Here is a 24763-nt window from a genome sequence, read left to right as displayed (position 1 = left end):
GCTAGTTTCCCCTTCCGGTAGTACCGAACTGTTTAGAAAATCGCACGTCGCCCTCGACAATATCGTGCATATCAGTGATTCCATGTCGCAGCATCAAGGTGCGCTCAATCCCCATCCCGAAGGCGAAACCGGAATACACATCCGGGTCGATTCCGCAGGCGACCAGCACGTTCGGGTTGACCATGCCGCACCCACCCCATTCAATCCACCCTGGCCCGCCTTTCTTTTGCGGGAACCACAGATCCATTTCTGCGCTGGGCTCAGTGAAGGGGAAGAAGGAGGGACGTAACCGGGTTTTGGCTTCCATCCCGAACATGGATTGCGCGAAATGATCCAGGGTGCCTTTAAGATCCGCCATAGTCAGACCTTTATCGACTGCAAGCCCCTCTACCTGGTGAAAAACCGGGGTGTGGGTAGCATCAAGTTCATCGGCGCGGAAAACTTTCCCAGGGCAGGCAATATAGACCGGTACTCCCCGTGAAAGCATAACTCGCGCCTGCACCGGCGAAGTATGGGTGCGCAATACCAGTTTGCCCTCACCTGGGGTTTCTCCCCCCAAGGAGCGTCCATCAATATAGAGAGTGTCTTGTTCTTGCCGCGCCGGGTGATCCGGGTCGATATTGAGAGAATCAAAATTGAACCATTCGTGTTCAACTTCCGGACCTTCCGCGATTTCCCACCCCATAGAGACGAAGAAGTCAGAAATATCTTCCATCAAGGTTTCTAGGGGATGGCGGGCGCCTTGCGGGTAACGCCGCGCTACCTGGGTTACGTCCAGTGCCTCCGCCGCCAGGGTTTGGGCTTCTTTTTCCTTCTCGAGGGCAGCTAGACACTGGTCATAGGCGGCATGTAACTGTTTTTTAGCCCCACCCAGGTTCTTTCCTGCCTGGGCTTTGTCCGCCTTATCAAGGTTGCGAATCTCCCGGTTAGCCAGGATGATGGGCGCGTTATCGCCCAGGTGAGCCCCACGCGCCCTCTTTAATTCTTCTAGTGAGCCGGCAGCAGAAAAATCGGCTTCCGCAGCCGCAACTGCCTGGGCTATTCCCTCTTGATCTAGCGGGGAGATAGGTGTGGTCGCGTCAGACACAGGTTCACCTTTCTTAAATATTTGTTGTCTCGTTTGTCTTACACTTTAGTTGCCAAGCAAATTCGGGGGTAATTTCAGGCCACAAATCAAACTTTCCGTAGACGTAAATGTCATAAAGATATTGAGTGAAGATAGGCACGATTAACAGCGTTAATATGTAGAATGAAATCAAACTTGCAATTGAGGAGGCACTTTGGCGACGCTAGCTGGAAAAACGAAGGTCGATATCGTTGTGCCTTCTGTCGATATTGGCGAGGTTCACTCTGGCTTACTTCGCGACATGACAATTATGCTTGCCCGCGCGGGGATTAGCGTCGTTTGCACAGTTCACTTAGAAGATCATCCCGATAATTTACTTTCTACTATCAGGGGAACGGACGCCGCCGTTTTGCCGCTTTTCCCGCTGGATGACAAGACTTTGGGGGAACTAACAAAATGCGGGGCAACGGTTATTGATTCTTTGCTACAGGGGAAGGATCGGCAAAATCCCGCTAGTTTAGTTACCTTCCAGATGGCTAAACTTCAGGTGGATGCCCAAGTAAAACGAAATCGTCGCCATCTAGCTTTCGTGCACTGGCAGGGTAAATACCCTGAAAATGCCGCTACCGTCTATTTCTTCTTTGCTCAAATGGTGTGCCAGGCTACAGGGCTCGCGGCTCCTATCCAACTAGCACTCCCCGAAGATCCCGCTAGCATTGCTTCCTACCTGTTAGGGGCTTCGCAAAAGCACCCCAGTTTGGATGGATTCTGCGCGATTGACGATACGACTGCGATGGCAATTGTGCATGGACTACGCGAATGCGGCAGGATGGTTCCCCAGGACGGCTCAGTTGTGGGCGGCTTCGATTCTCCTGCCGGCCAGGTATCACGACCTCCTATATCTTCCATAAAGGTTGATACTCAGGCGCTCGCCTACCAAGAGCTGATGCATATTGCGCAGCGCGAGGGCGATGACCTCAACCTCGGTCAAGCTCCCAGTGGGAAACTGCTGCAGTACATTCCCCGCGACTCCCTTTAGTGTTTACCGGCTCCGACCCAGCTATTCTGCCTGTTTCAAACTTGCGCGTTAGTCCTAAGATTCCTTAAAACTGCCGGTGCTTTCCCTTTTACGTATCCTTACATCGACGAATGTTTTAAGTCTGATACATTTGCCTGCCCGCGTAGGATGGAGACATGAATGAATACCAAGGACTTAGCCTGAAAGAACTAGCTGAACGCGCCCCACTCGGAAATCAAGAGGCTGGAAATGTTAGCCCCAAGTTGGATGTTCCCAAAGAAATCGAGCGTCCCGAATACCTTTTTCATGACGGTCCCGAACGAATCACCGCCTCTGACACTAAAACCCCGGAAACTGTCGAAAAGATTCGCGCTGCCGGACGGATTGCGGCCGATGCTCTCGCGCTGGTAGGAAAGGCCGTTCGCCCGGGGATAACTACCGATGAACTGGATAAAATCGGTCACGACTATATCGTTGCGCAGGGCGCCTACCCGTCTTGCCTAGACTATATGGGGTTCCCTAAATCCCTATGTACCTCGGTGAATGAAGTAATTTGCCATGGAATACCCGATGATAAGCCACTGCAGGAAGGCGATATTATCAACGTGGATATTACTGCCTACAAGGACGGGGTACATGGGGATACTTGCGCCATGTTTAGCGTTGGTCAGGTAGATAAAGAATCCCAGCTCCTGATAGAACGCACCTATAACGCCATGATGCGTGGAATTAAAGCGGTTAAGCCAGGACGTGAAATTAACATTATTGGCCGGGTAATTAATGCCTATGCGAAGCGTTTTAGTTACGGAGTGGTACGCGACTTCACTGGTCACGGCGTCGGCGAAGCCTTTCATTCCGGTCTGATTGTCCCTCATTATGATTGTGCTCCTTCCTATGACACCGTAATGGAGCCAGGAATGGTGTTTACTATCGAACCCATGCTTACTCTAGGGACAATCGAGTGGGAACAATGGCATAATGGATGGACAGTGGTCACCAAAGATCGCTCACGCACAGCTCAGTTTGAACACACTGTGGTAGTAACCGAAGATGGTGCACAAATTCTGACTCTGCCTAGCAAGGAGTAATTCATGGCTATCGCATTTGGTATTGATATCGGGGGATCGGGCGTTAAGGGCGCCCCAGTCGATTTAGAGACCGGAGAATTAACCCAGGGACGTTTCCGGATTGATACCCCCTACCCAGCTACCCCGCAGGCAGTATCCAAAACGGCCGCGGAAGTACTGGCTCATTTTGAGCTTCCCGAGGACGTACCAGTAGGAGTTTGTTTCCCCGGTCCGCTTCCGGGCGGAAATGTGCGTTTCATGGCAAACCTGGATCAGGAATGGGTAGGACAGAACGCGGTGGAAGTTTTCTCGCGAGCTATTGGCCGTCCAGTAGCTACCCTCAATGACGCTGATGCTGCAGGTCTAGCTGAACAACAGTACGGAGTATTCAAAGACCAGCCGGGAGTCACCGTGTTCACTACCTTAGGCACCGGGATTGGAACCGCGATTTTCGTGGATGGGGTAATGCTTCCCAACACTGAGTTGGGACATATCGAAATCGGCGGTTATGATGCGGAAACCCGCGCCTCCGCCGCGGTGCGCAAACGCGAAAATTTGGGTTGGAAAAAATGGGCGAAACGGCTAACCAAGTATTACCAAGAAATGGAAAAACTCTTTAGCCCGGATCTATTCGTAGTAGGTGGCGGCGTATCCCGCAAACACGAGAAATTCTTGCCCCTAATCGATATCTCCACCCCAATTATTCCCGCCAAATTGCGGAATACTGCTGGGATTGTGGGGGCAGCGGCTGCCGGGGCTGCCCACCAACATAAACAGGGATAGTTTTCCCACTTTTACCTGGATACTTTCCAAGATCACGCCTGGAGTCACCGACCCCGGGCGTGCTTCTTTACCTGCCAAAAATCGAGTCCTGCGCTAGATATGCGCGCTTCGAAGACTCACAAGTTGACCTGAAAGAAAGTGAGTTAATCGTGGGCTCCCCAAATACTTACTGCATCGCCATGTCTTAGTCTCCGGCAGGATCACTAGGTTCCGAACTGGGGGTTTCCGTACCTGGAGAATTAGTAGCGGGAGTAGGTGTCGCCTTCGTGGGGGAAGACGGGACAGCAGGAGTATTCTGCGTCGCACTCGGTTGCTCAGGTTCTGGTTTACTGGTCATGGGTTTACTGGTTGTGGGTTGCTGAGTGTGGGTAGTTGTCCGGGTAGCTTCAGGGACCGAAGAACTGGTGGAAACGCTCTCTACCGGACTAGTTTGCTGTTCGGTCGGCACCACTTCTTTAGCGGAGATAGTCATCGCAATAATCACCACTGCTCCAACCAGGATGGCTACAATTGCTGTCACTATCGCTGCTACTTTTACCAAACGGCGTTTATCTGCTCGTTCTTCCTCGTATTCTTGGTCTTCCCGCAACTGTTCCGGATCAAACTTTGGATCATAGGCGGGCGGTATTCCCTGCGGGTATGACTCTACTTGCGGAGTGGTGGCAGCAGGATCTATCGATTGCCTGCGAACCGGGGCAGCTCCCGCAGCAGAATTAGGTGCCCCAGAACCTCCAAAAACCTGGGTGGATGGCGTATGGACAGCCCCACTATTACCATCCGGATAGGACATGGCACTCACCCCACCGACTGGGGAATGGTTCACTGGAGGAATAACTTCAGTCGGCGGTTGGCCTTCGAAAGCAACAGCGGCAGGAGTAGTTGAGGGCGCACCCTCAGGTGGATTCGGTACCGCTATTTTTCTTTGCTCCGCGCTATCTGGTTCCGGTTGCGCTACCCGTCGAGTAATCCGCCGATTAACCTGACGGCCATGGGGGACATAGGCATTTTCCATTGCCCCACCGGGCAGGTATTCGGTAGGTTTATCCTCTGAGGCATCGTTGCTCATACTGCTCCTGCTTTCTGTCGATAGTCCCAGTCTAAGGTGCTTCCACCTCCAAAATCACACCTGCGCCGAATTTAAAGGTATTTCCCCGGATTTTTAGGACGTTCTTCGCACCTAACCCCGGTAGGCTAGAAGGTAAGTAACCGTATTTAAAAAAACACTAAAGGAGCTAAACGTGAGCGAAGAATATCGCATCGAACATGACACTATGGGGGAAGTTCGAGTTCCCAAAGATGCTCTCTACGCAGCCCAAACCCAAAGGGCGGTAGAAAACTTCCCGATTTCGGGACGCACCCTTTCCAGCCATCACATCGCGGCTTTAGGACAAATCAAGCGGGCAGCTGCGATTGCTAACGCCGAACTAGGGGTGATCGATGCTGAAACCCGCGATGCCATCGTCAAAGGTGCGGAAGAGGTTATTGCTGGCAAGCATGACGACCAGTTCCCGATTGATATTTTCCAGACCGGTTCCGGCACTTCCTCAAACATGAACACCAACGAGGTAGTAGCTACCTTGGCCACCGGTTTTAAGGGCAGCAAAGTTCACCCCAACGACCATGTGAACGCTTCCCAGTCCTCTAATGACGTTTTCCCTTCCTCGATTCATATTGCCGCTTACGAGGCAGTCGAACACGCGCTACTCCCGAAGCTGGATCAGCTGGCTACCAGCCTAGAAAAGAAAGCCAAAGAGTTTGCCAATATCGTCAAGGCGGGGCGTACCCACCTAATGGACGCCACCCCGATTATGCTGGGGCAAGAGTTCTCCGGTTATGCTGCTCAGGTACGCAAGGGGATTGACCGGGTCAAGGATGCGGAAAAGAACCTAGCAGAGCTACCTTTAGGGGGTACTGCCGTCGGTACCGGAATTAACACTCCCGAAGGTTTCTCAGAGCGCGTTATTGCCCTCATCGCTGAAAATATGGACTTGCCATTCCGTCAAGCAGATAACCATTTCGAAGCCCAAGCAGCGCAAGATTCCCTCGTCGAGATGTCGGGGGCGCTGCGGGTAGTAGCAGTTTCCTTCGTGAAGATCGCCAATGATCTACGTTGGGCCTCTTCCGGACCGCGCTGCGGCCTCGGCGAAATCACTTTGCCAGATTTGCAGCCGGGATCTTCGATTATGCCCGGAAAGATTAACCCGGTTTTGCCGGAGGCAACCGTACAGGTAGCTGCGCAGGTTATTGGTAACGACCAGACGATCGCTTTCGCGGGCGCACAAGGCAACTTCGACCTGTTGGTGATGCTGCCGGTGATGGCAATTGACCTGCTCGAGTCGATTAACTGCCTGGGAGCGGTTGCTGGTTTACTCGCGGAACGCTGTGTAGATGGAATCGTAGCTAACCCAGAGCGTTGTCTAGAACTGTCAGAATCTTCGGCTTCGATAGTAACTCCCCTTAACCGTTACATCGGATATGAAAATGCCGCTAAAATCGCTAAACACGCGGTGAAAGAAAAGATGACAGTAAAGGAATCGGCTCTGGATTTGGGGTTTGTCGAGCGTGGAGAAATAAGTGAGGCAGATCTAGATAATGCCCTCAACGTTGCCGATATGACTCATCCGAAAGCCAGTAAGTAAGCAGTAGCTATTTAGGTCGCGCCTGCCAGGAGAGTTATTGGCAGGCGCGACTTTATATTTCGTAGGTAACCACCACGGGGGCATGATCTGAAAAACGTTGATCATAATCCTGTGCGCGGTCAACTTGCTGAGTGCGCGCCATCTCTGCCAACGCCGGGGTGGCAAACTGATAGTCGATGCGCCACCCGGCATCATTATCGAAGGCTTTACCTCGCCATGACCACCAGGAATAGGGACCTTGCACCTCACCGGCAAGGGCGCGGACCACGTCCACCCACCCTTGCTCGCGCCAGCAATTTAAAAACGCGATTTCCTCGTCTAAGACTCCGGCACGCTTATTGTGGTTTGGTTTCCAATTCTTGATATCCCGCTCGGTATTTACCACGTTGAAATCCCCAGCTAACAGCACTAGGGGTTCCCCATTTTCCGCGGTATCATCAGCGGGTAATAATTGCTTCAGACGCTCCCCGATCCGTTCAAGATGCGCCATTTTATGTTCTTGTTTTTCAGTTCCCACTTCCCCAGAATGGAAATAGGCCGAGATTACTCGCAGACATGTATCCACTTCCCCAGATTCGTTTTCGCGGGTTAAAACTGCTTCTAACCAGCGCCCTCCATCTGAGGGAACCTCAACCGGCACCGTGTCCGCCTCTGATGATGCTAGGAACCAGGGCGATGATTTACGTACTGCTACCGCCACCCCGGCGCGCCCTTTAAGTTGGGAGGCGTTCACCGTCACCTGCCAGTCATCCCCAAAAAGTTCCGAGGTTATCTCTTGGCTAGCTCGTACCTCTTGAGCCAACACCACATCAGACTCCGAGCGTTCCAGCCAGGCAGCCATCCCTTTCCGAAATGCCGCGCGAATTCCATTCACATTAACGGTGGCAACTTTTAGCAACTTTCCCCCTTTACCTTGCATTTCTCGTCTAGCCGCGATGAGCCTCAAGTTTCGCGATATCTATTTTTCCGCTGTCGATTTGGCTACGGATTCCGGCTAGTTCCGCAGTAAGACTGTCAGAAAATCTGGGAGCATATTCACCCCAACCAGCTAGTTTAACTCCGGTGTTTTTGAGAGTCCCCCGGTAGTCGCTACCGGCAATCGAGTCGGTTTGCAACTGTTTTAGCAGCTTTTTCGTGCATCCGGAAGCATCAATAACCACTGAGGTGAGCACATTTGCTTTCAAATCGGGGGTCCTGGCTGCCAGGTCTTGCCCAGTCCAGATAGCTGCCGCATCTTTAGCCGCCAGCTCCGCTACTGCCCCGGTTTCTGACGGATTGGCCACCACGAAAATAACATCAACCTTTTCATCCGCGAGTTTCAGTAGTTGTTCATGCAGTTGCGCAGTTTTTACCCGCAGTGCCCCACCTCCGCTTTGCTCGCCAGAAAAGAATTTAATCCCCGAGCCTTTGAACTGGTTATAGTATTCAACGCCCAGGCGAAACGCGCTTGCCCAAGCAGAAGCCGGGTCGTTTCCGAGGGCTCTACCCGGGTTTGTACCGGTATCTTCCCGTAGAAAATCACTAACTGCCCCCACCTGGCCGCTTTTAGTAACTCCGGCAGCAGCATATCCGGCTAAGAATGCGGGTTGTCGCAAATCAAAATCAATTCCGGAAGCATTCGGTAACGCTTTAACCTGCCCTATCGCCCCCATGATTGCAAAGTTTATTTCTGTTTTACCTTTAGCGATCCGTACCATTTCCTGCGCAAATTTCGGCTCTACGGAAAGCACATTTTTGCATTTCTTTTTCTTTAGCTGACTGCTAATCTGCGAGGTTTTCTCTACGCTGATCTTTTCAGCCTGCAACCTTTTCTTGTTTTCTGGTTTCGCCAGCGCCTCTTTCATAGCTTTAGTGAGTGCTGCCGCCCGCATATCTTGAGACTTCTTTCTCTCAACCAGACAGAACACTCCACTTGTTTTAGCTCCGCCCGTAGGTTTCGCACCGGAAGTGACTTTTGATGAGGAGGCACATCCCCCCAGAGTAAGGGCAAGAGTAGCGAGCAGGATTACAGGAATCGAAAGTTTACGCAAACGCATGGGTTATTTCCCACCTAACCTGCCTGCCGGACAGCGGTTTCCACCACATTGAGCAGCAGATTCGCCCGAGTCATAGGCCCGATGCCTGCCGGGTTTGGAGAAAGCCAACCTGCTACCTGATCTACCCCCTCGGCTACATCGCCCTCTAAGCAAGCTTTCCCGGTTTCCGGATTAACCGCGCCGCGGGATACTCCTACATCCAGTACCGCCGCGCCCTTTTTTACCATTTCCGGCTTAATAATTCCCGCCGATCCCGCGCAGGCTACAATCACGTCTGCTTCTCGTGTATAGGCGGCTAGATCCCTAGTTCCGGTATGGCAGCAAGTGACGGTAGCGTTAATATCTTTACGGGTGAGCATCAACGGCAGGGAACGCCCCACCGTGGTGCCGCGACCTACTACGCATACCTGTGCCCCTTCTAAAGGAACCTGGTATTGCTGCAGCAAATCAATACAGGCGCGCGGGGTGCAAGGCAGGGGTGAGGTTACCGGCTCTTTAACTCGCAACACTAGCCTTCCCAGGTTCATAGGGTGCAAACCGTCAGCATCTTTATCGGGATCGATTGCCTCTAGTACCTGATTAACATCGACTTGGCGTGGCAGCGGAAGTTGGACAATATAGCCGGTACATGCAGGATTTTCGTTGAGTTTTTCAATTTCTGCCAAAACCTGGTCAGTAGAAACCGTATCGGGCAGTTCCACCCGAATCGACTCGATTCCTACCTCGGCGCAATCACGATGCTTTCCTGCTACATAGGAAACTGATCCCGGGTCGGAACCCACCAAAATGGTTCCCAAACCCGGTTTAATTCCCCGTTGATGCAGCTGCTCTACCTGGTGACACATCTGTTCTTTCAACTGTTGAGCCCGCGCCGCCCCATCCAGCAAAATCGCGTCCCCGCTCCATCCTTTACGCATCTGCTCTCCTTAGCTTGAGGGCGCGAGCAGACTGTAATAATCTGCCCGCGCCATCCGAAAAACTTATCTATTTAGCTCTAAACAACCTGGTTAATCCCCAAGTAGAGGGGGAAGCGCTTGATCAGAGCCTTCACCCGCTCGCGGTAGCTAGAAGTATCAACCTTCCCCTTGCAGGCATCCACCAAAACTCCGGCGATAATCTCGGATACTTCACTGAACTCTTTCTTTCCGAAACCACGAGTAGCCAGTGCCGGGGTACCAATGCGCAGCCCGGATCCTACTCGAGGAGGACGCGGATCGAAAGGTACCGTGTTGCGATTGATGGTAATGCCGGACTCGTGTAGCAAATCTTCACCTTGCTGGCCGTCTAGGGGGGAGTTGCGAAGATCCACCATCACCAGGTGCACGTCGGTTCCCCCGGTCAAAAGAGAAATCCCACAATCAGCCACATCCGGTTGCGTTAGTCGTTCCGCCAAAATTTTCGCGCCCTCGAGCGTGCGCTGTTGCCGTTCTTTAAACTCCTCACTGCCCGCAATCTTCATCGCGACTGCTTTTGCCGCCACCACATGCATTAAGGGGCCACCCTGCTGACCGGGGAATACCGCGGAATTAATTTTCTTACCAAGCTCTTTATCGCGAGACAAAATCATCCCGGAACGCGGCCCCCCCAAAGTCTTGTGGACGGTCGTAGAAACCACATCGGAATACGGCACCGGGTTCGGGTGCAAACCGGCAGCCACCAGCCCCGCAAAGTGAGCCATATCTGTCCACAGATAGGCACCCACCTCGTCTGCAACTTCACGGAAAGCTTTAAAGTCTTCCTGGCGAGGATAGGCCGACCAGCCCGCGATAATTACTTTCGGACGGTATTTCAAGGCCGCGTCACGTACCTGATCCATATCTACCCAGCTGCTTTCCTTATCCACCTGATAAGCGGTGGCGTTATAAAGCTGGCCGGAAAAATTGATTTTCATACCGTGGGTAAGATGTCCACCATGATCTAGCGCCAACCCCATAATGGTGTCACCCGGCTTTGCCAGTGCCGATAAAACAGCCGCATTGGCTTGAGCCCCCGAATGGGGTTGCACATTGGCGAAGTCGGCGGAAAATACTTCTTTAGCTCGATCGCGAGCCAGATTCTCAGCTACATCTACCGCCTCGCATCCTCCGTAATATCGACGCCCCGGATAGCCTTCCGCGTATTTATTGGTGAGGACAGATCCTTGCGCCTGCAATACAGCGCGCGGTACAAAGTTTTCGGAAGCAATCATTTCCAAGGTGCCGCGTTGCCGCTCTAACTCTTGGTTCAAAACTGCTGCGATTTCGGGATCCACTTGCGAGATGGATCGGATAAGAAGTTTATCTCCCATTGACTCTTCCTTATTGTTAGTGCTGAATCAGCCCAGGCGAGCGACTGATTAACAACTTGCTCCCCGGTGGTATCCCACCTACGCCAGTCACGGTTACCTCTTTAGTCTACCGTGACCTAGGACGCTTTTACCTAAATAGTTTGTTGTTAAACGCTCGATTCCAAATGCTGACTGCCTCTAAAGTCTGGCACCCACCTCACCTATACTCCCTATGTGCTCTGTTATCGAGCACTAATAGGTAAAACTTAGGAGAAATTTAATGAGCGAAACTCAACCGTCGGCAGCGGGGACAGCATCTCACCGCGACAAATCCGATGTCGGATACCGCCGGGCTTTAAAGTCTCGCCACATGCGCATGATTGCGCTGGGCGGGGCCATCGGGTCCGGCCTGTTTTTTGGGGCTTCAGGACGTATCTCTGAGGGCGGTCCCTCAGTAGCCATTGTTTATGCGATCTGCGGCGGGGTGGCCTACTTAATGCTGCGTGCCCTCGCCGAACTTAGCCTGTATCGTCCCTCCTCGGGCGGATTTATTTCCCATGCTCGTGAGTTTATGGGTGAGCGTGGGGCCTATTTCACCGGTTGGTTTGCTTTTATCACCTATTCTTCTGCGCTAATGGCCGATATCACCGCAATCGCTAACTATATGCATTACTGGAAGATTTTCCAGGTGATTCCTCAGTGGGGCTGGGCTTTCATTGCCCTAGCGTTGATGGTGATAGTTAATCTCGCCTCCGTTAAATTTTTCGGGGAGTTCGAGTTCTGGTTCGCGATGATTAAGGTCGCGGCCATCGTAATCTTCATGCTTTTGGCGATTGTAGTCTTAATTTTCGGTATCAACCTGACCGTGGGCGGCCAGGTTTACCAACCGGGAGTGGGCTCGATTACCGATCACGGTGGGCTCTTCCCCAAGGGAGCATTCACCATGGTCACCATGTCACTAGGGGTTCTTTTCGCTTACGGCGGTAGCGAATATTTAGGAGCTGCCGCTGGAGAAGCTGAGGATCCCCAAAAGGAAATGCCGCGAGCAGTTAACTCTATGATGTGGCGGATTCTGCTGTTCTACATGGGATGCATCGTGCTCTTCACTTTGCTATTACCACATAACGTTTACGACAAGAATGAATCTCCTTTCGTTACTTTCTTTACCGCTATTGGTATTCCCGCCGCCGGAAGCATCATGAATATCGTGGTAATGCTGGCAGCTGCCAGTGCGATTAACGCCGAACTTTATACCTGTGGGCGCGGATTACGCTCCCTGGCAGTTTCAGGTTCAGCTCCGCGTTTCTTAGCTGGCATGAACCGTAATGCGGTGCCTTTTGCCGCCATCACTGCTGCCGGTACTGTCGGGCTAGTGGGGGTGCTGATCAATATGATCCACCCCACCGAAGCATTTGATGTTATCGCCTATATGGCTGGTATCGGGATTTGTTCCATGTGGGGTTCGGTGATGATTTCAAATATCCTTTTCGTGCGGCACTGCCGCCGTAACGGATTGCAGCGCCCGCAGTTCCATGTCCCCTGGGCACCTTACACCAACTATCTAGTGTTAGCCGTGCTAGCCGCGATGATCGTTTTAATGTGGTTCGAGGGAGGACTCGGACCGGCCGCGATTATCGCTTTTGCTTCGGTGACGGTAGTGTTGGCGCTGGCCTGGCTGGTGGTGCGCAACTACGTTGACCATGACATGTTTACTGCGAACACTTCCGCCGAAACCGGAGCTCCAGATAATCAGTAGCGCTTAAGCGCGATACATCCCTAAAACTAAGTGCGGGGAAGAGTTTTTCCTCCTGCCCAAGAAATCGGGGAGAGACCTAGTCTCTCCCCGATTTCTTATGCACTAAGACGTATAAGTTTATGATTTTAGCTCCGAGTTTCCGAGCATCACAGCTGGTAATGTGCAGTCTGTCTGCTCGGATAGAATCCCTCCCCCGCGCCCTCTTTAAATCAAGACACTTGTGGATTCGCGTGATTAGCGGGCGCGGACTTTCCACCCTTTGACCCCGCTTTGGTGCAGGGACTTATCCACGAAATGTCCTGGGTCTAGCGGCTCGCCTGCTTTCATTTCTGCCATCAGGAAAGCTACTACCGCCTCGTAAGAATGGGTGCGCTCATAAATGACTCGTTGCCGCTGGTAGCCGACTCCTAGTTTTACTATCTCGAGCAGCGACCAGAGTTCGTCGGCGCAGCCTAGATCTTCGGCGGCGGGAGTAAGTTCTTCCAGCCAAGACGGCAGGTATTCGGTGAGCAGACATTCTTCCCCCTGCCCGTCCTCGATCAAGACGGCATCTATTCCGTAGCGGGCAGCGCGCCAACGATTTTCCCGTACAAACCAGTCGGGCAGTACCGGGAGCTGTTTACCTGCGTCCAGCTGCCGCGAAGCTGTCTCTACCAAGGCTTGCGTAAGTGCGGCACAGGCTGCGACCTCTTTCAAAGTTGAGGAGGCATCCGCTACTCGTGCTTCAATAGTGCCAAACTTGGGCGAGGGACGAATATCCCATCGCACCTCGTCAAAGGAATTAATCACTCCGGTTTTTAACATCGCCGCAGTGAAATCTTCCAGCTGTTCCCAGGTCTCAAATTGATAGGGCTTGCCAGCAGTGGGGAGCTGCTGAAATACCATCGCACGGTTGTCGCAATACCCAGTATCGACTCCTGCCCAGAAGGGAGAGGCCGCAAACAAAGCTTGAATATGCCCCAGCTTACTAATCAAATAGTTTTGTATCGGCAAAACTTTGTCGCGATCTTCTACCCCCACATGCACATGGGTACCGAAAAGTAACATTTGACGTCCCCAATACTGGGTACGGTTAACCAGCTCTTCATAGCGTTTACTGTCAGTGACCTGCTGGTAGCTGGGATTAGCGAAGGGGTGGGATCCCGCGGAGGCCAGCTCTACCCGCAGTGCAGAGATGACTGGACGCACCAGGTTTATTCCCTCTTGCAAATCCATCAGGCAATCATGCACGTTGCGGCGAGGACGAGAGATCACTTCCACCGTATTAAGCAGCATTTCCCGGTGCACTAGGGAGTTCTGCGGGTGTAAACGCTCAACTTCCTCTATTACCGCGCTTGCGCATTGGCGCAGATCATAGGAGTCTTTATCAATTAACTGTAGTTCCCATTCGATACCGATGGTGGAACGCTCCGATTGTGAAAATTTGATGCTCATCAGGTACCTCCTAGCGACGAAAATATTCAGTAAAGGCTGATAACAGCCGATGAGAGCTGGTAACGTCTTGATTCATACAGCGAGCAATAACCGCTTTTCGTTCTGCCGCAGCATAATAGGCATTACCATATTGGTCGATACGAATCTGCATTCCCGCAGTGGTGATTTCGGGGTGAAACTGGGTGCCATAAAGATTATTTTTAAAGCGAAGTAGTTGGTAGTGACAATGTTTCCCGCTGCCCAACAAAGTTGCACCCCCGGGAAGGTCTCCTAAAGAATCCCCGTGCCCCGTGTAGGAGCGGATTATTGGCTCCAGCTGCCCAGTTACCGGGTCAGCTTGCCCCTCCGTGGTTAATCTAACCTGCACCGCTTGCAGATCTTCCCCGGTGTGGTCAGTTAAAGCAATGCCGGAAGCCAACGCTAACATTTGCATTCCATAGCAGATTCCCAAAGTAGGAAAGTCCTGTTCTAGCAAATAATGTATGAGCGGCATTAGCTGGTTAGATAGCTGCCCTGACATGGATTTTTCGGAGCTGTTCGGCAGTTGTGCTCGAAATGGAGAACCAGAAATAATAACTGCGCTATACGCATTCGCAATATCCAAGTCGCGTAGTAGGTCAAGGTCGCTTTCTTCAGGCAACAGGTGAGACTGCAAATCTTGGCCAACCCCAAGTCCAGTCACCTCGGAGACACTTTGCAGCTCGTCACGCGCTATTTTTCCCGCGGGACGGCATTGAATAAATAAAAACGGCAGCCTTTCTCGCATGGGTTATAGCTTAAGCGGTATCGTCAGCCCTGTCTTAGCCAGGGAAGATATTGAGAGCTGATTCTCTATTTAACGGATGCACCAGCACAGACAACAGGAATTATTGCAGCTACACTAGCTAAGTAATTGTTACGTGCCGTATAGATATTTTGCCCGCACATTTTACGTGTTTTTTGCATATTCCTTAATAAATTGAAATTCTCTTTAACTTTTCGAGTGCAACTAGTTAGTTTAAGACACCTTAGCCCAGACAGGAGTGGGGGCAGTGACAGTTACGAGGTTACCGGGATTTTCCGGGTCAGGAAACTGTAGTTCTTGGGCATGTAGACACAGCTGGGGCTCCATGTTTTCTGGGGCATTCGCGGGCTGCACTACCGGGTAGAGGGGATCTCCCAGAATGGGATACCCGAAATGTGACAAGGTAGCACGCAACTGATGAGTGAACCCGGTTTCCGGCTCCAACTGCCATAACAATTCTTTTCCTGCTGCGGCCTCCCTTCCCGGGTTTAAGTCTCCCTCTCCCCCTGTCTTTTCGGGGAAGAGGAATTCTCTGAGAATGAGGCCTCGAGTTCGGCTTTGACAGTGGGCTACCTTCCGTCCTACCGGGGGCTGCCCAATAGACACTGTCAACGAGCCGGTTTCCTTAAACATTGCAAGCTGAAAATCGAAACACTCCCCCACCTGAGGAACCCCGTCCTCTCCTCCACTAGCAACTCCCCGGCTGCGCGCCAGGTAAGTTTTTTTAACCTGCCGGCAATCAAATAGCTGCTGGTAACGCGCCCGATATTTCGGATCGAGGGTCAGCAGTAAACATCCGGTAGTGAGGCGATCTAGGCGATGCGCGGCAGTTATTTGATCATTGCGAAATTGACGGCGAGCCGCTACCAGCACCGAACGGGCAACCCAGGATCCGCGGGGAATAGTTGCCAGGGTGGCGGGTTTATTTATTACGATTGCCCCCTTGCCCTCCCAAAGAACCTGCAGCTTCGGTAAGGCAGTACCCTCATCCTGGGCTACTCTATGCAGATAGTAGCGCTGACCTGCCAAGAGCTTACTGTCCGAGGGAAGAGCAATCCCCAAGGGGGAAACCACATCCCCCGCCGCGAACGCCTTAGCAACAAAATCTGCAATCTCAGCGGTAGACAGCGATAATTTGCGTTCCAGCTGGGCTTGCAATTGCTGGCTCAACGAGCCCTCACCACTAAAAGTAAACCCCACCGGGTCAATTCCCCGCCGCGCGGGCGGGCGCTCCCCTGGCCTGCGCTTTCTACGTCTGCCCACCACACCCCACTAAAAACCTTGCGGCAAAAGTAAAACCGCTCCGCAGTTTTACATACCGCCGCGTCGAAAAATGCCCTCAAGCGCAAGCGCTCGGGGCAACACACCCAACACAACACACCAAACACCTTGCGGTATCTGTAAAACCGCTCCGCAGTTTTACATACCGCCGCGTCGAAAAATGCCCTCAAGCGCAAGCGCTCGGGGCAACACACCCAACACAACACAACACACCAAACACCTTGCGGTATCTGTAAAACCGCTCCGCAGTTTTACATACCGCCGCGTCGAAAAATGCCCTCAAGCGCAAGCGCTCGGGGCAACACACCCAACACAACACAACACACCAAACACCTTACGGTATCTGTAAAACCGCTCCGCAGTTTTACATACCGCCGCGTCGAAAAATGCCCTCAAGCGCAAGCGCTCGGGGCATTTTTCTCCTTGCGGTAGCGGTGGGATTTGAACCCACGGTGGGTTGCCCCACACAGCATTTCGAGTGCTGCACCTTCGGCCGCTCGGACACGCTACCAGATACTTCTATTAAGTTGTTGGTTTGGTTACTCGCGGCCGAAGGCACCGAAGGTACCTGAGGCAAAAGCGAGGAACCGCCACCAGTGTCTGTGTTAACAGACCTTCAAAAGTTTAGCGGATATAGCCGCTAGAACTAAACTTTGGATGCGAAATGTGACCACTCCCGCGGCAACCTGACTGGCCACTACACTGGTCGATTACCTACGCTAACGGCATCAGTGACACTCCGCCACAGCTAGCTATTGGTCTACCAATCCATACAAACGATCACCAGCATCGCCTAGACCAGGACGAATATAAGCTTCAGGGGTGAGCCCATCATCCAGAGCCGCCACCACTACGGTGACATTTGCCCGCTGACCGACATGTTCTTCCACGTGCTTAACTCCTTCAGGCGCTGCCACCAGGCAGATACAGGTCACATCACGCGCACCTCTCTCCAGGGCGTAATCAATGGCAGCCACCAGAGTACCGCCGGTAGCAAGCATCGGATCGACCAGAAACACCTGGCGATCAGTTAAATCTTGCGGCAGCCGATTCGCGTAGGTTTCGATTGCCAGGGTTTTTTCGTCCCGTTTCATCCCTAAGAAACCAACTTCTGCCGTGGGGAGTAGCGAGGTCATGCCGTATAGCATTCCCAAACCGGCACGCAAAATTGGGATCACGATTGGTCGCGGAGCCGAAAGCATTTCGCCTTCCATCGGCTGAATCGGGGTTTCTATCTGTTTGGGGCTAACCCGCACGTGCCGAGTGGCCTCGTAAGCCAGCAGAGTAACCAGTTCATCAACTAGTTGCCGAAACACCGACGAAGGGGTGTCTTTATCGCGCAGAACGGTTAGCTTATGTTTAACCAGGGGATGATCAATGACTTTAAATTCCATAACCCCAAATTATCCCGTTTTGGCTCTGCGCGGCTACCCCTTGGCGATTCCTCCGCACGAAAACCCCAAAAGTTTCGCGCTTCCGCCCAGAGATAACGTCGTGATAGCCTACTCACCTTCGCCTCAGAACCAACGCACTACCCCCTCTCTATCCGCATCAATCTCAGGAAATAAATTAGCGGACGAATCTGCTATTCGTTTTGCCCCGGAGCAACCTTGCGCTGTTCTAACCTATGAATTGACGCCAATTCGGGAGAAACAGATGAGCTATAAGTACAACAGGATTAGCGAAGCTGACGAGATCAAGGTGCAGAAAATCCCTAATAAAATTTACGAGGCGGAGCTTTACCGTTTACAGGGAGAACTAGGCAAACTGCAGACTTGGGTGAAAGCTACCGGTGCCCGGATTGTAGTTATTTTCGAGGGGCGCGATGCTGCGGGTAAAGGAGGCACTATTAAACGGATGACCGAGTATCTCTCCCCGCGGGTGGCTCGGATTGTGGCTCTCCCCAAACCTACTGAGCGTCAAGAGACCCAGTGGTATTTCCAGCGTTATATCGAGCATCTGCCCGCTGCCGGGGAAATTGTGTTCTTTGACCGGTCTTGGTATAACCGAGCCGGGGTAGAAAAAGTGATGGGATTTGCCCGCCCTGAACAGGTGCAACTTTTTATGCGCCAATGCCCTATTTTTGAACAAATGTTGGTCGAGGACGGAATTTATTTGCGTAAATACTGGTTCAGCGTGTCTGACAAAGTACAATACAAGCGTTTCCAATCCCGACTTGGCGACCCCTTGCGTCAATGGAAACTCTCCCCTATGGATTTGGAGTCCATTACCCGTTGGGAGGACTATTCGCGCGCTAAAGATGACCTGATGGTACATACTGACACTTCAGTTGCACCTTGGCATCACGTGCTCTCTGATTCCAAGAAGCAGGCACGCCTAAACATGATTCACCACTTCTTGAATTCCATCCCCTATACGGAGGTCGAACGGCAAGCAGAACCGATTACACTTCCTCCGCGCCCCGAATCTAATGGGTACGTACGTCCCTCGGTGGCGGTTTCCAAATACGTCCCTGATTTCGCGGGTGAAGCGGTGCGCATCCACAAGAAAAATAAGCTTGAGGGCAAAGAGGAAGACCTGAAAAAGTATCGCGATCACGAAAATTGATTTCCAAAAAATAGCCGCTAGGGTGGCTGCATGGACAAAATTGCACTGGTAACTGGCGGTTCACGCGGAATCGGCGCCGCCATTTGTAAGGAGCTTTCTCGTGACCACCATGTTTTGGTGGGGGCAACCACTGAAGAGGGGGCGAGGGCAGTAGCCGCCTCTCTTCCCTCTGCCGAGCCTTGGGTAGTTGATATTTGTGACGAGGACGCTCTCGCCGCGAAAGCCGCCCAGCTTACTCACCTGGATGTGCTGGTGAATAATGCCGGGCGGCTCCGCAATGGAGATGTGGCTGACGCTTGCCGTCAGGATTGGCGTGATGACCTAGAGCTAAATCTGGTAGCTCCCATGGATTTAACCCGCCTATGCATTCCTTTGCTGCGCGCCAGCAAAGGGCAAGTTATTTTCATGAACTCTGGAGCAGGTTTTGATTCCCGCCTAGGTTCCGCGATTTATGGAGCTAGTAAGTTCGGACTGCGCGCCCTTGCCGATCGTCTCCGTGAGGAAGAGCGAGGCAAGATCCGAGTTACCTCTATCCACCCCGGGCGAGTCGATACCGATATGCAACACGTTTTGCAGGAGGATGCTGACTACTATGATCCCGCAGATCACATGACTGTGGAATCTATCGCCAGAGCGGTTCGTTTCGCTATTGATTCTCCGGAAAACGCCATGGTGGAAACGATATCGATTCGCCCGGTGCGGCAGGTAGGTCGCTAAGCAGTTTTCTCTTTAGGAGCGGTCTGCAGCGATTAGGTTTTCAGCCCCTAGGCGGATTCCTTCTAGCTGGTCATAGGCGGCATCCTCATGCTCAATGTTGATGTTCATTTCCGGATCAATCTTTGCGATTGCAGCTAGGAATTCACTCCACCAGGGCACGTCGTGACCTTCGCCGATAGCGACGAAACGCCATGCAGGGTCGGAAGGCCAGGAAGAGCAATAGTGCTCCATTCCTACAGGAGTACGTGCAGATTCGTCCTCGAGAACCGGCCCGAAGGAGGGATCAAGCACTCCGCGAGTGGCTACGCCCGGCTCAATCTTGGTGTCTTTTGCGTGCACGTGGAAGATCTTGTCGCCCAGTAGCTCAATCGACTTCATAATGTCCATTCCTTGCCACATCAGGTGGGACGGATCCATATTTACCCCGATGTTCTTAAAGCCGCCGACCCGTTCATTGAACTCCAGGAACTGGGTAGGGGTGAACACGGTGTTGGTGGGGTGTAACTCCCACGCTAATTTCACTCCCGCATCTTGGGCGCGTTTATCCATTTCTTTCCAGAACTTTTCTAGCACGCCGTACTGGTATTCCAGGACTTCTAGTTGTTCGCCATTCCAGGGGTTGACCACCCATGCCGGATATTTGGCGTCTGGATCGGTACCCGGAAGCCCGGACATACATACGATTTCCCCGACTCCGAGTTTTCCAGCCAGTTCGATGGCTCGTTTGAGATCATAGGTGTGGCGCGGCCCCACATCAGGCAGCGGGTCGGCGACGTTACCCGAAGTGTTTAGCCCGGCAAGCCGCATTCCTTTTTCTTCAAAAATCCCCAGGTAGTCTTCGCGAGCTGTTTTTGAACCGATTAGCAGATCAACCGGGCAATGCGGGGAAGGAATGAAACCTCCCACGTTTACTTCCGCACCGGTCAGCCCGAATGATTTCAAGTGATCGAGTGCCTCGGAAAGGGTGAAGTTGTGTAGACAAGCGGTGTAAGCACCTAGATTCATAGCCATTGTTTTCTCCTTTTCGTTATTTGGGTTATTTGATTTCCATTTCGGCGCCACCGTTGGCTGCGCATTTAGCAATGGTGTCCAGGATGCGCATGGAGCGGTATCCATAGTTAAAGTCGGGCGTGGGGGGCAGCCCATCTTTAACTCCTGCTACCTGCTGCAAGAAAGCATGTGCCTGGTATACGAACTGCTGGATTTGAGTAACGCCTACTCCCCCGAAGTCCATAGAGGATCCGCCCTTGAAGTAGGGGAAGTCGGGGTTTACCAGTACGCGACGCGGGCCACCAAGTCCGGCAGGAGCGCTTTGGTCATCAACCATAATTTCGCCGGCGCGTGCCATATCGAAGGAAACCATCCCCTTGGTGCCGTTTACCGTTATTTGCATCGAGTTGGGGGAATTGAACGCTACCCGCGATACCGAGAAGGTTCCGATGATCCCGTTTTCAAATTTCAGGGTGCAGGTGGCAACGTCATCGTTTTCTACGGTTTCAGTGGCTTCTGCCTGCGAGGAGGTGCCACGACCGCCCGCTACTCCCTCTTGAGCCGGGGGACGTTTCTTAATCACCGTGGAAAGCTGAGCTCCTGCCACAGACTTTAACGGACCGCAAATGAACTCGGCAGCGTCAACCAGGTGGCTACCCACGTCCCCCAGGGCACCGGAACCCATTGGCCCTTTATAGCGCCAGGCAATCGGAGTGTTGGGGTCACAGCCATAGTCACACCAGTAACGCGCGTCAAAATGAGTGACTTCACCCAACTGTCCGCTTTGCACCATTTCCGCGATTTTTGCCAGTCCGGGATTGCGCCGATAGCAGTAGCCCAGACCGGTTACTACTTTGTCCGTTGCCCCAAATTCTGCCATGGCTTTGGCATCTTCTAGGTTATCGGTAAGGGGCTTTTCACATAGGACGTGCTTGCCCGCTTTAACTAGCGCTTCCGCCATTTCGCGGTGCAACTTATTGCCCACCACAATGGAAACAATGTCAATATCGGGATCATCAACAATGTCTTTCCAGTTGTCAGTGGCTTTTTCGTACCCATAATCGCGAGCAGCGGCCTCTGCAAAGGGTAGGTAAGCATCCGCGATGGTAGCTAGGCGTAGCCGGGGTAGCTCTGATGCGAATACCGTGTTGGCTTGACGCCAACCGTCTGCGTGAGTACGCCCTGCCATACCCGCGCCAATCACCGCCACTGATAGGGTTTCTTTAGTCATTTTTTCTCCTCTTTGAGTTCCGTTAGTGCCGGAAACGCTTTGACGGTCGCCACAACGAACCGTTGTTAACACGTGTTAACTACTGTCCATAGTAAGGGAGGATTCCCCATAAATCAAGACTCAATTCCCAATATTTTGGTTTGGGGGTTACATCCCGTCTGGTAACACAAGTTCCTCACCTAAACGCATCCCAAGATAAAAGTTAGCGCACGTTATCTTATACTTGAGCTATGAGTTTTCGTCCTACCCAAGCAGATGTAGCCCGCAAGGCGGGAGTGTCGCGTGGATTAGTTTCCTTGGCATTGTCTGACTCCCCACGGGTAAATGCGGAAACTAAAGCCAACATTCTGCGCGTTGCCTCCGATATGGGATATGTACGTAACCAAAACGCCGCGTTCTTGTCAACCTCCGGAACCGATCTCATAGGAGTAATTCTTCCCGACCTACAAAATCCTTTCTTCGAAGAGGTAGAGGACGCGCTGCGTCTATCCGCTGAAGAAAACCAGCTACTATCCCTAGTGTCCACGGCACGTCAGGATCCAGATAAAGAATGGCACCTAATAAATCGCTACCAAGAGATGCAAACCATCGGAGTCATCCTCACCTCTCCTGCCTCTTCCCAAGAACGCCTGGCACGTCTATCTGAAAACTTCCCACTGGCGGTACTGGGTTCAAAGTACGTGGCGGGAAAAATCGACTCCATCTATATGGACGAGGAAGCGGCAGCCCGGCTGGCGATAACTCACCTGGCTGAGTGCGGATACGACCGCATCTTTTCCCTTTCCAGTCCGGAAAGCGTTGACCAGGCAGTAGTTACTCGCCGTAAAGCCCAACGGACAGCTTTTGAAAACTTACGCAAAAAGAAAAATAAATTCCCCGGTTTCCAGGCATTGCTCCCCGACCTAGAACCGGGCGAACAGATTCGCCAGTGTCTCGAGGGATCGGTAGCAAAACGACCAGCGTTCATTGCGCACAATAACCTGATTGCGATTGAGGCTTGTACCGCATTGCGTGCCCTTGGAATGGAGCCGGGCAGGGACTGCGGGTTAATCACTTATGACGACACCTACTTGGGGAAGCTAGAAGAATTTTCTATCACTTCTATCGATCAGCACGTCTGCCAGCTGGGCAAAGAAGCAATTAAAGCAGTTGCCACCCGCTACGCCGCCCCTGGTGGCCCGGGACAAGAAATCGCGCTGCAACCCTCCCTGCTACAGCGCGCCACCACCTGCAAAAAACCGCGCTAAAAGACTTTTGGGAGCTCAGAGCCCGAGGCCGACCCTTTCCAATCAAACAAAAAGCTAATCCGGCTACACACACCGCACCCAGACCCACCCTCAAGAAACTCGCACCCATACTCACAAATTTGAGAATAAACTCGGGTATACAAAAGCCTGGCCTGCCAGCAAACTAACGAATAGTTTACCGACAGGCCAGGGCGGCAGCTGGGTGTCTACCTATTACTTGGAGTACTTAGCCTCCAGGTTCTGTTCCACCTCTTCCAAGGTGTAGATCTTGGTTTCCGGAACGAACTTAATGTAGAAGCACAAGGCAACCACATTGATAATCCCGAAGGCCAAGTAGGTACCGGAACCACCCAGATTTTCAATCATCCAGGGGAAGGTTCCCGCTACGATAGCGTTGAAGATCCAGAGGGCACAAACCGAAATCCCCTGCGAAACTCCCCGAATCTTCGCCGGGAAAATTTCCGAAAGCAGTACCCAGTGAATAGTTCCCGACTGCTTAATAAATAGGAACACCGACACCAAGATAAGTACCGTCCAGGGCAAGAAGCTGGGGATGGTAGTGGTTACATTGCCATTAGCATCCATATGCGGCTCAATACCCCAATAGAACACTCCCGCCAGTACCAACAGGGAAATCGCCACCCCAGTTTCCTGATAAATACCTACCGTACGCCGGTAAAGTTTGGCAATCAGCAGGAAGCCAACTGCCGAACCAATCGCGGAGAAAGCACCGGTTACTACGTTGAGCATAATGCCTTGACCAGTATCAAAACCGGCAGCAGTAAGAATCTTCGGCATGTACCACATAGCGGTGTTAATTCCGGTGGTCTGGTCAAAGATTCCCAAGAATACCCCGATTATCAGCACTTTACGAGTCCAAGGAGTGCGCCAAATCCGAGTAAAGCCCCACTGTTCTTCTTCCTCTTCTTTACGGTGCAGTTCAATCATTTCATTAGTTTCGAACTCCACCTCTTCGTCGGTGTAGCGCACTCGTTTCAAAGCACCAATTGCCTCGTAGTAGCGCTGGTTAGCCGCGTACCAACGCGGCGATTCCGGCATCACTCGCATCCCGACCCACAGGCAGATGGCGGGGATAGTGGCGATTACCAGCATCCAGCGCCAGGCATTACCGTTGCCACCGGAAAGAACAATAGTATCCTGGACGCTATTCGAAAGCCCTGACAGACAGTCCCAAGTGTAGGTACCACCCACCTGCACTGCTTTGCCTGCATCTGGAGAACCCTTGGGGCAAGTAACACCAGAGGTAATAGCTTTGATGGTCGCCTCGGGGGCGTTATGCGCTTGCGAAAGTGCGGCGTTGCAGATATAAGCAACCAACTGTCCAAACACGATCATGAACTGGTCTACAGCTACCAGCGGACCACGGATTCGCTTGGGGGCAGTTTCCGCCAGATACAGGGGAACCGATGAGGACGCACCTCCTACTGCCCAACCCAAAATAAAGCGGAAGGGGTAGATAACCCACACATTAGGACTGAAAGTACAACCCAAGGTACCAACCAGGAAGATTACGGCCAGCACCATAATATTGGTACGGCGCCCTATACGGTCGGTTAGCCACCCGCCAATCAAGGCACCAAAGGCAGCCCCGATTGCCAGCATCGCATTTACCCAACCCTCATGGAGAGCGTCTAACGCTAATCCTCCGGCGATATTGTCCATATACATATAGGGCAATGCACCGGCGATTACTCCGGTATCATACCCGAATAGTAGCGACCCGAAAGTGGCGGTGGCAGCCAAAATAACGGTGCCACGATGCGGCCCTGACATCGGGGTCTTAGCTACCATCTCCTTAACTTTTGCGGGAGAGGGCGGTTCTGCTAGTTTCTCCTTATAAGCTTCATTGCTCATATTAT

General features: G+C 52.4%; 21 protein-coding genes, 1 tRNA gene and 1 riboswitch. Of the genes, 8 read left to right on the top strand and 14 right to left on the bottom strand.

The annotated features are described in order from the left end of the window. Position 1: 1 nt before the first annotated feature. Positions 2–1087, bottom strand: coding sequence for a phenylalanine--tRNA ligase subunit alpha (gene pheS, locus EFB02_RS02170; RefSeq protein WP_122819957.1), 1086 nt, complete (start codon positions 1085–1087; stop codon positions 2–4). A 193-nt stretch (positions 1088–1280) separates the two neighbouring features. Here pheS and EFB02_RS02165 point away from each other — a divergent pair, with 193 nt between their 5' ends. The 3 genes from EFB02_RS02165 to ppgK all read left to right on the top strand — a co-directional run bounded on the left by EFB02_RS02165 (position 1281) and on the right by ppgK (position 3934). Then, the gene (locus EFB02_RS02165) at positions 1281–2105 is read left to right on the top strand and encodes a substrate-binding domain-containing protein (protein ID WP_122819955.1); all 825 of its coding nucleotides are present in this window, start codon (positions 1281–1283) and stop codon (positions 2103–2105) included. 155 nt (positions 2106–2260) lie between these two features. Next, positions 2261–3172, top strand: a complete 912-nt coding sequence (gene map, locus EFB02_RS02160; protein WP_122819953.1) for a type I methionyl aminopeptidase — start codon at positions 2261–2263, stop codon at positions 3170–3172. 3 nt (positions 3173–3175) lie between these two features. Continuing rightward, on the top strand, positions 3176–3934 hold the full coding sequence (gene ppgK / locus EFB02_RS02155) for a polyphosphate--glucose phosphotransferase (RefSeq protein WP_122819951.1): 759 nt from the start codon (positions 3176–3178) through the stop codon (positions 3932–3934). Positions 3935–4118: 184 nt separating this feature from the next. Here ppgK and EFB02_RS02150 read toward each other — a convergent pair whose 3' ends face one another. After that, a complete protein-coding gene (locus EFB02_RS02150) occupies positions 4119–5000 on the bottom strand; it encodes a hypothetical protein (protein WP_122819949.1) in 882 nt (293 codons plus the stop codon). 172 nt (positions 5001–5172) lie between these two features. On the opposite strand from EFB02_RS02150, the gene EFB02_RS02145 reads away from it, so the two are divergent. Then, positions 5173–6573 carry a class II fumarate hydratase gene (locus EFB02_RS02145; protein ID WP_122819947.1) on the top strand — a complete coding sequence of 467 codons (1401 nt, stop codon included), beginning with the start codon at positions 5173–5175 and terminating at the stop codon, positions 6571–6573. Positions 6574–6625: 52 nt separating this feature from the next. Here EFB02_RS02145 and EFB02_RS02140 read toward each other — a convergent pair whose 3' ends face one another. The 4 genes from EFB02_RS02140 to glyA all read right to left on the bottom strand — a co-directional run bounded on the left by EFB02_RS02140 (position 6626) and on the right by glyA (position 10896). Beyond that, a complete protein-coding gene (locus EFB02_RS02140; RefSeq protein ID WP_122819945.1) occupies positions 6626–7492 on the bottom strand; it encodes an exodeoxyribonuclease III in 867 nt (288 codons plus the stop codon). Between the two features lie 7 nt (positions 7493–7499). Then, the gene (locus EFB02_RS02135) at positions 7500–8609 is read right to left on the bottom strand and encodes a BMP family lipoprotein (protein WP_122819943.1); all 1110 of its coding nucleotides are present in this window, start codon (positions 8607–8609) and stop codon (positions 7500–7502) included. A 14-nt stretch (positions 8610–8623) separates the two neighbouring features. Continuing rightward, positions 8624–9526 carry a bifunctional methylenetetrahydrofolate dehydrogenase/methenyltetrahydrofolate cyclohydrolase gene (locus EFB02_RS02130; RefSeq protein ID WP_122819941.1) on the bottom strand — a complete coding sequence of 301 codons (903 nt, stop codon included), beginning with the start codon at positions 9524–9526 and terminating at the stop codon, positions 8624–8626. 77 nt (positions 9527–9603) lie between these two features. Further along, a complete protein-coding gene (gene glyA / locus EFB02_RS02125) occupies positions 9604–10896 on the bottom strand; it encodes a serine hydroxymethyltransferase (RefSeq protein ID WP_122819939.1) in 1293 nt (430 codons plus the stop codon). A gap of 23 nt (positions 10897–10919) precedes the next feature. After that, a riboswitch (ZMP/ZTP riboswitch) is annotated at positions 10920–10997 on the bottom strand. Positions 10998–11155: 158 nt separating this feature from the next. Between glyA and EFB02_RS02120 the strand changes: the two genes are divergently transcribed. Next, entirely contained in the window at positions 11156–12631 is a 1476-nt protein-coding gene (locus EFB02_RS02120; RefSeq protein WP_122819937.1) for an amino acid permease, read from the top strand. A 234-nt stretch (positions 12632–12865) separates the two neighbouring features. Here EFB02_RS02120 and EFB02_RS02115 read toward each other — a convergent pair whose 3' ends face one another. The 5 genes from EFB02_RS02115 to upp form a co-directional block, all read right to left on the bottom strand. Then, positions 12866–14065 (bottom strand): glutamate--cysteine ligase, encoded by a 1200-nt coding sequence (locus tag EFB02_RS02115; protein WP_122819935.1) that lies wholly within the window; start codon positions 14063–14065, stop codon positions 12866–12868. A 10-nt stretch (positions 14066–14075) separates the two neighbouring features. Continuing rightward, the gene (locus EFB02_RS02110) at positions 14076–14831 is read right to left on the bottom strand and encodes a glutamine amidotransferase-related protein (RefSeq protein WP_122819933.1); all 756 of its coding nucleotides are present in this window, start codon (positions 14829–14831) and stop codon (positions 14076–14078) included. 231 nt (positions 14832–15062) lie between these two features. Next, positions 15063–16112 (bottom strand): pseudouridine synthase, encoded by a 1050-nt coding sequence (locus EFB02_RS02105; RefSeq protein ID WP_147471011.1) that lies wholly within the window; start codon positions 16110–16112, stop codon positions 15063–15065. 444 nt (positions 16113–16556) lie between these two features. Then, positions 16557–16641, bottom strand: a tRNA-Ser gene (locus EFB02_RS02100). Positions 16642–16882: 241 nt separating this feature from the next. Next, positions 16883–17524 (bottom strand): uracil phosphoribosyltransferase, encoded by a 642-nt coding sequence (gene upp, locus EFB02_RS02095; protein WP_122819930.1) that lies wholly within the window; start codon positions 17522–17524, stop codon positions 16883–16885. Between the two features lie 262 nt (positions 17525–17786). On the opposite strand from upp, the gene ppk2 reads away from it, so the two are divergent. Together ppk2 and EFB02_RS02085 are read left to right on the top strand one after the other, a co-directional pair. Further along, the gene (gene ppk2 / locus EFB02_RS02090) at positions 17787–18698 is read left to right on the top strand and encodes a polyphosphate kinase 2 (RefSeq protein ID WP_122819928.1); all 912 of its coding nucleotides are present in this window, start codon (positions 17787–17789) and stop codon (positions 18696–18698) included. A 30-nt stretch (positions 18699–18728) separates the two neighbouring features. Beyond that, the gene (locus tag EFB02_RS02085) at positions 18729–19415 is read left to right on the top strand and encodes an SDR family oxidoreductase (RefSeq protein ID WP_122819926.1); all 687 of its coding nucleotides are present in this window, start codon (positions 18729–18731) and stop codon (positions 19413–19415) included. Positions 19416–19427: 12 nt separating this feature from the next. On the opposite strand, the gene EFB02_RS02080 is transcribed toward EFB02_RS02085, so the two are convergent. Continuing rightward, positions 19428–20426 carry a sugar phosphate isomerase/epimerase family protein gene (locus tag EFB02_RS02080; RefSeq protein ID WP_122819923.1) on the bottom strand — a complete coding sequence of 333 codons (999 nt, stop codon included), beginning with the start codon at positions 20424–20426 and terminating at the stop codon, positions 19428–19430. 25 nt (positions 20427–20451) lie between these two features. Then, positions 20452–21636, bottom strand: coding sequence for a Gfo/Idh/MocA family protein (locus tag EFB02_RS02075; protein WP_122819921.1), 1185 nt, complete (start codon positions 21634–21636; stop codon positions 20452–20454). Between the two features lie 230 nt (positions 21637–21866). Between EFB02_RS02075 and EFB02_RS02070 the strand changes: the two genes are divergently transcribed. Next, positions 21867–22883 (top strand): LacI family DNA-binding transcriptional regulator, encoded by a 1017-nt coding sequence (locus EFB02_RS02070; protein WP_122819919.1) that lies wholly within the window; start codon positions 21867–21869, stop codon positions 22881–22883. 213 nt (positions 22884–23096) lie between these two features. Here the strand turns inward: EFB02_RS02070 and EFB02_RS02065 are convergent, their stop codons facing one another. Beyond that, a complete protein-coding gene (locus tag EFB02_RS02065; protein ID WP_122819917.1) occupies positions 23097–24758 on the bottom strand; it encodes an MFS transporter in 1662 nt (553 codons plus the stop codon). Positions 24759–24763 lie beyond the last annotated feature (5 nt).

The sequence above is a fragment of the Varibaculum vaginae genome, from assembly GCF_900604285.1.
Lineage (GTDB): Bacteria > Actinomycetota > Actinomycetes > Actinomycetales > Actinomycetaceae > Varibaculum > Varibaculum vaginae.
The sequence above is the reverse complement of the archived record's forward strand: the minus strand, read 5'-3'. Positions and strand labels throughout refer to the sequence as shown.

Excerpts from the sequence above, each read along its gene's own strand:
- map (WP_122819953.1), top strand. The coding sequence starts at position 2,261 with ATGAATGAATACCAAGGACTTAGCCTGAAAGAACTAGCTGAACGCGCC.
- ppgK (WP_122819951.1), top strand. The coding sequence starts at position 3,176 with ATGGCTATCGCATTTGGTATTGATATCGGGGGATCGGGCGTTAAGGGC.
- EFB02_RS02150 (WP_122819949.1), bottom strand. The coding sequence starts at position 5,000 with ATGAGCAACGATGCCTCAGAGGATAAACCTACCGAATACCTGCCCGGT.
- EFB02_RS02140 (WP_122819945.1), bottom strand. The coding sequence starts at position 7,492 with ATGCAAGGTAAAGGGGGAAAGTTGCTAAAAGTTGCCACCGTTAATGTG.
- EFB02_RS02135 (WP_122819943.1), bottom strand. The coding sequence starts at position 8,609 with ATGCGTTTGCGTAAACTTTCGATTCCTGTAATCCTGCTCGCTACTCTT.
- EFB02_RS02130 (WP_122819941.1), bottom strand. The coding sequence starts at position 9,526 with ATGCGTAAAGGATGGAGCGGGGACGCGATTTTGCTGGATGGGGCGGCG.
- glyA (WP_122819939.1), bottom strand. The coding sequence starts at position 10,896 with ATGGGAGATAAACTTCTTATCCGATCCATCTCGCAAGTGGATCCCGAA.
- EFB02_RS02120 (WP_122819937.1), top strand. The coding sequence starts at position 11,156 with ATGAGCGAAACTCAACCGTCGGCAGCGGGGACAGCATCTCACCGCGAC.
- EFB02_RS02115 (WP_122819935.1), bottom strand. The coding sequence starts at position 14,065 with ATGAGCATCAAATTTTCACAATCGGAGCGTTCCACCATCGGTATCGAA.
- EFB02_RS02110 (WP_122819933.1), bottom strand. The coding sequence starts at position 14,831 with ATGCGAGAAAGGCTGCCGTTTTTATTTATTCAATGCCGTCCCGCGGGA.
- upp (WP_122819930.1), bottom strand. The coding sequence starts at position 17,524 with ATGGAATTTAAAGTCATTGATCATCCCCTGGTTAAACATAAGCTAACC.
- ppk2 (WP_122819928.1), top strand. The coding sequence starts at position 17,787 with ATGAGCTATAAGTACAACAGGATTAGCGAAGCTGACGAGATCAAGGTG.
- EFB02_RS02085 (WP_122819926.1), top strand. The coding sequence starts at position 18,729 with ATGGACAAAATTGCACTGGTAACTGGCGGTTCACGCGGAATCGGCGCC.
- EFB02_RS02080 (WP_122819923.1), bottom strand. The coding sequence starts at position 20,426 with ATGGCTATGAATCTAGGTGCTTACACCGCTTGTCTACACAACTTCACC.
- EFB02_RS02075 (WP_122819921.1), bottom strand. The coding sequence starts at position 21,636 with ATGACTAAAGAAACCCTATCAGTGGCGGTGATTGGCGCGGGTATGGCA.
- EFB02_RS02070 (WP_122819919.1), top strand. The coding sequence starts at position 21,867 with ATGAGTTTTCGTCCTACCCAAGCAGATGTAGCCCGCAAGGCGGGAGTG.
- EFB02_RS02065 (WP_122819917.1), bottom strand. The coding sequence starts at position 24,758 with ATGAGCAATGAAGCTTATAAGGAGAAACTAGCAGAACCGCCCTCTCCC.